6 protein-coding genes are annotated in these 4,894 nt (G+C 46.6%); 4 read left to right on the top strand and 2 right to left on the bottom strand.

Going from position 1 to position 4,894, the window contains the following annotated elements; genetic code table 11:
• Positions 1-249: 249 nt before the first annotated feature.
• On the bottom strand, positions 250-1,896 hold the full coding sequence (locus Q0413_RS02790) for a formate--tetrahydrofolate ligase (protein WP_298987075.1): 1,647 nt from the start codon (positions 1,894-1,896) through the stop codon (positions 250-252).
• Positions 1,897-2,036: 140 nt separating this feature from the next.
• A complete protein-coding gene (locus Q0413_RS02795; protein WP_298987077.1) occupies positions 2,037-2,795 on the bottom strand; it encodes an exodeoxyribonuclease III in 759 nt (252 codons plus the stop codon).
• Between the two features lie 67 nt (positions 2,796-2,862).
• Between Q0413_RS02795 and Q0413_RS02800 the strand changes: the two genes are divergently transcribed.
• The 4 genes from Q0413_RS02800 to Q0413_RS11215 form a co-directional block, all read left to right on the top strand.
• Positions 2,863-3,225 carry a diacylglycerol kinase gene (locus tag Q0413_RS02800; RefSeq protein ID WP_298987079.1) on the top strand — a complete coding sequence of 121 codons (363 nt, stop codon included), beginning with the start codon at positions 2,863-2,865 and terminating at the stop codon, positions 3,223-3,225.
• Between the two features lie 488 nt (positions 3,226-3,713).
• A complete protein-coding gene (locus tag Q0413_RS02805; RefSeq protein ID WP_298987082.1) occupies positions 3,714-3,908 on the top strand; it encodes a DNA cytosine methyltransferase in 195 nt (64 codons plus the stop codon).
• Between the two features lie 2 nt (positions 3,909-3,910).
• Complete coding sequence (gene dcm, locus Q0413_RS02810; protein WP_298987085.1) at positions 3,911-4,738, top strand: DNA (cytosine-5-)-methyltransferase; 828 nt, start codon at positions 3,911-3,913, stop codon at positions 4,736-4,738.
• On the top strand, positions 4,719-4,894 hold a 176-nt coding region (locus tag Q0413_RS11215; RefSeq protein WP_366939638.1), incomplete at its 3' end, for an ATP-binding protein. The genes dcm and Q0413_RS11215, both read left to right, overlap by 20 nt.

A 4,894-nucleotide genomic window follows, 5' to 3' on the forward strand; every position in this document is an offset into this window, starting at 1 on the left:
CCGACTAATCCGACTAATCCGACTAATCCGACTAATCCGACTAATCCGACTAATCAAAACTCAACTGGCTAAAACCCGGTGCAATAAAACCGAGGCATAGCAAAACCATGACGTGATAAAACCGGGGCGTGATAAACTCGCCGCAATCTGCAAGCAAAATTTATCGCCGCCGAAGCTCGCAGCTAAATTTTACCGCCCAAGCGCGGAATTTTCGGCTTTGGTTTTGAGCGCCTAAAATAAAATTTCAAATCACGCCAGCCCGCTTATAACGCCTTCGTCCGTGATCCTCATATTTAGCGCGTTAGGAACCTTCGGCAGCCCCGGCATAAGCATTATCTTGCCGCAGACGGCGACGATAAAGCTCGCTCCCGTGCGGATTTGAAGGTCTTTGACGCTGAGCTTAAAGCCGCGCGCCCGCCCAAGCGCTTTAGCATCGTCGCTGAAGCTATACTGCGTCTTTGCGATACAGACGTTTAGCCGCTCAAGCCCCAAAGCCTTGATGTGCTGTAGTGCCTTTTGCGCCTCGGGCTCAAAAACGACCTCGCTCGCGCCGTAAATTTTAGTAGCGATCTTTTCGATCTTGCTCGCCGTATCGTCGCTAAGCTCATAGGCGAATTTCAGCTCCTTAGCGCGCTCGCATTCATCTATGACGAGACGGGCTAGCTCAAGCGCGCCCTCGCCTCCTTTGGCGAAATTTTCGCAAATCGCCATCTGCACGCTGCGCTGCTTGCAGTACTCGCGCACGAAAGCGATCTCGTCGTCGCTATCGAAGCTGAAGCGATTAAGCGCCACGACCGGATTTAGCCCGAAGTTTTGTAAAATTTCAATATGCCCACCTAAATTTACGATGCCTCTTTGAAGCGCGGGCAGACCTGGGCTCGCGATACTTTCTTTATCCGCGCCGCCGTTGTATTTAAGCGAGCGGATCGTGCTAACCAGCACCGCGGCGTCCGGAGCGATACCCGCGCGGCGGCACTTGATGTCGATAAATTTTTCAGCCCCGAGCTCGCTTCCAAAGCCCGCCTCCGTCACGGCGTAATCGGCAAGACTTAGAGCTAGCTTGCTCGCCATTATGGAGTTGCAGCCGTGCGCGATATTTGCAAAAGGTCCTCCGTGCACGAGTGCAGGCGTGTGCTCTAGGCTTTGGATGAGATTAGGCTTCATCGCGTCTTTTAGCAGGATCGCCACGGCATCCGCGCAGCCCAGATCGCGCACATATATAGGCTCTCCGTGCGTATCGTAGGCAACCATGATGTTTGCGATGTTTTCCTTAAGCTCGGCAAGATCATTCGAGAGGCACAGAACCGCCATTATCTCGCTAGCTGCGGTGATATTAAAGCCGTCCTCACGCTCTACTCCGTCGGTGCGCCCGCCCTGTCCTACGGTGATGTGGCGCAACGCGCGATCGTTCATATCCATGCAGCGCTTCCATAGAATTTTCTCGATCTTTAGCGGGTTTTCTTGATACAGCGAGTTATCTATGACCGCCGAAATTAGGTTATTTGCAGAGGTGATCGCGTGAAAATCGCCGTTAAAATGTAAATTTAGATCATCCATCGGCACCAGCTGCGAGTACCCGCCGCCCGCGGCCCCTCCTTTGATACCGAAAACCGGTCCGAGCGACGGCTCGCGCAGCGCAAGGCAGACGCTTTTGCCCAGGCGTTTTAGCGCGTCGGCTAGGCCTATGGAGGTCGTAGTCTTGCCCTCGCCAAACGGCGTCGGATTGGTCGCCGTGACCAAAATAAGCTTCGAAGCGCGCGGGCGCGGCTTGATATTTAGCTTGGCTTTGTAGTGGCCGTACAGCTCGATCTCATCCTCACTAAGCCCCAAATTTTTTGCAACCTTTGAAATTTTATCCGGCTTTGCCGCATTTGCTATTTCGATATCGCTCAACATTTTCTCTCCTTAAATTTAAAATTTTATCGCGCTGTGTTTACGCACCGCCTCTTTAAATCCGCGCATTAGCTTGCAAAGCTACGCTCACCTTGCCCGCGAGCCGCGCAAGATCAAAGCTCGCGGCGTGAAATTTGCCCCGGCTAAATTTCGATCTCGATGCCCACAGGGCAATGGTCGCTGCCCATCACATCGCTTAGGATGAAAGCATCCTTTAGCCGCGAGCGCAAATTAGCCGAGATGAAAAAATAATCGATCCGCCAGCCTACGTTTTTTGCGCGCGCGTTAAAGCGGTAGCTCCACCACGAGTAGGCGTCCCGCAGCTCGCCGCGCACGGCACGAAAGGTATCGACAAAGCCCGCCGCCTCCACCTCATCGAGCCACGCCCGCTCGATCGGCAAAAAGCCCGAGGTTTTGGAGTTTGCTTTGGGGTTTGCAAGATCGATCTCGCGGTGCGCGGTATTCACGTCGCCGCAAAATATCACCCCGAGCCCCTGTTCTGCAAGACTGCGCACGTAGGCTAGGAATTTCGCGTAAAATTCCATCTTGTAGGCCAGCCGCGCCTCGTCCTTTTGGCCGTTGGGAAAGTAGATATTAAAAAGCACGACATCGCCGAAGCGGTGCTGCAGCACGCGCCCCTCGTCGTCGGGGAAAAACAGCGCCTTGCTCGTCTCGCTTTTAAATTTCGCCAAGCTCGCCACGCCCGAATATCCCGCGCGAGCGGCGGAATTTAGATCGATCTGAGAAAATCCGAGCTCATAAAGCCCTTTCGGAGCGTCCTTTTCGCTCACCTTGATCTCTTGCAAGCCCAAAAAATCGGGGTTTTGCTCCGCAAGCCACGCGAAGCCGTCTTTGCCGAGTACTGCGCGCAGTCCGTTTACATTCCAACTAATCAGTTTCAAATTTAGCCTTTGGCCTAAAAATTTTGGTATGATTATACGAAATTTTGACTAAATTTAAAGGAAAATTATGCGCAATCAGCCCAAATACCGATTTTTTGCCAACTGGGGCTACGCGATGGCGGGTCTTGCCGAGATGCTTCGCAGCGAGCGTAGCTTTAGACTCGAGCTTTGCGTGTTCGTACCGCTTCTGCTGTCGCTATTTTTTTGGAATTTCGGCGCAGTGCTAAATCTATTTTTGATCTTCGGCGCGGTCTTTACCATCGCGCTAGAGTGCATAAACTCCGCCGTCGAGCGCGCGGTCGATCTTGCCACGAGCGAAATCCACCCGCTAGCCAAGGGCGCCAAAGACACCGCAAGCACAGCCGTGATGATGAGCCTATTTCTCAACGCCGCGCTGTGGGGATATGCGATCTGCGGGAAAATTTTTTGAAATTCCGCGAGTGGAATTTTAAATTTCAAAAATTATCGCTTAACGTAGCAAGCTCGGCAAAATTCAATCATGAAATTTTACGTGCGCCATTTAATTCAGTCTTAACATATTAATTTCAAACTGCACGGAGCCCGCAGGCATAAGCCCCTTGCCCGTAAAAGCAGGCTTTGTTCAATTTAGCAAGCGGCGCCGTCTTGCTTGCGATAAATTTAAAGCGATTTCGAGCCAAAAGCTTTAACCGCGCTACGCGCAGGACGGCGCGCTAAATTTAAAAAAACTGTGTCGCGCTCAGCGGTAAGATTTACGCGATTTACCTTTAAATTTTAAGAATGAAATTTGAAACCTTAACTTGAATAGCTTTTTAAGCATACTTCGAAATATAATTAAATTGTTTGCAATTATATAAAGCAACGATCTAAAATTTAAAAATAAAATCAGCAAAATTTAATGAGCGTTATTATAAAATCTTAAAAAATAAGAAGGTATCTGTGAGTTATAGAGTAGGAAGTTTGTTTGCTGGCGTTGGTGGTATATGTCAAGCATTTAAGAATTCAAATTGTGATGTTATTTGGGCAAATGAAATTGACAAGAATGCCTGTATGACTTATAGATTAAATCATAAGAGCATAAATCTTATCGAAGGAGACGTTAAAAAATTAAATAATAAAATCTATCTAGTATAGATATACTTACTGCAGGATTTCCTTGCCAACCATTTTCGCAAGCTGGGCACGGAAAAGGGTTTGAAGATGGGCGAGGAAAGCTTTTTTTTGAAGTATCGAGACTATTAAAAGAGTTGAGGCCAAAAGCCTATTTTTTAGAAAATGTCAAAACTCTTGCAACACATAATAACGGAAAAACTTTTAAAATCATTAAAGATGAAATAAAAAAGACTGGATATTCTTTTATACCATTTGTACTAAATGTTGCAAAGTATACAGACATACCACAAGGGAGGGAAAGAATATATATCGTAGGCTTTAAAGATGAAAGCGACTATTCATTTGAAAAGCCTATAAAAGAAAATATACTAGAAACAAAACAAGAGAATTTATTATCCGCTAGATTTCAAATACCAAAAGAAACAAGCAAGACCCCCAGAAATATAAAATCCTTCCTAGATGATTCGTGCGTTATTCAATCTGATATTTATAATGACAAAAGCAATAAAATCCATCGTAGAGTAGTAGAAAGTGTGACAGATGAAAACATTGTTTATCAATATAGGCGTTATTATGTTCGCTCCAATAAATCAAATGTTTGCCCTACCTTGACTGCAAATATGGGTGCTGGTGGACATAATATCCCAATAATATTAAATAACGGTATAATAAGAAGATTAACCCCAAAAGAATGCTTTAATTTGCAAGGATTTCCGCGAGATTTTATGCTTCCATCAAACATATCAAGAGCACAGTTGTATAAACAAGCTGGAAATTCTGTTGTTGTGCCGATGGTTGAAAAAATCGCAAAAGAGATTGTAGCGGTGTTGGATGGATCCGATAGAAATTAATCCGAATGTCGCAAATTTTGTTAGATCGCTTCGTGACATAGGGTATACTTTTGAGGTGGCTGTTGCAGATATTATTGATAACAGCATATCTGCCGGTGCAAATGATATAAAAATCTATGCCATACAACATCCTGAACCGTTTTTTTGTATTCTAGA

It is taken from the genome of uncultured Campylobacter sp. (assembly GCF_938045465.1).
In the GTDB taxonomy this organism is placed as follows: domain Bacteria; phylum Campylobacterota; class Campylobacteria; order Campylobacterales; family Campylobacteraceae; genus Campylobacter_B.

Bases quoted from the DNA above. Each gene is read 5' to 3' on its own strand.
- Q0413_RS02790 (WP_298987075.1), bottom strand. From the start codon at position 1,896: ATGTTGAGCGATATCGAAATAGCAAATGCGGCAAAGCCGGATAAAATT.
- Q0413_RS02800 (WP_298987079.1), top strand. From the start codon at position 2,863: ATGCGCAATCAGCCCAAATACCGATTTTTTGCCAACTGGGGCTACGCG.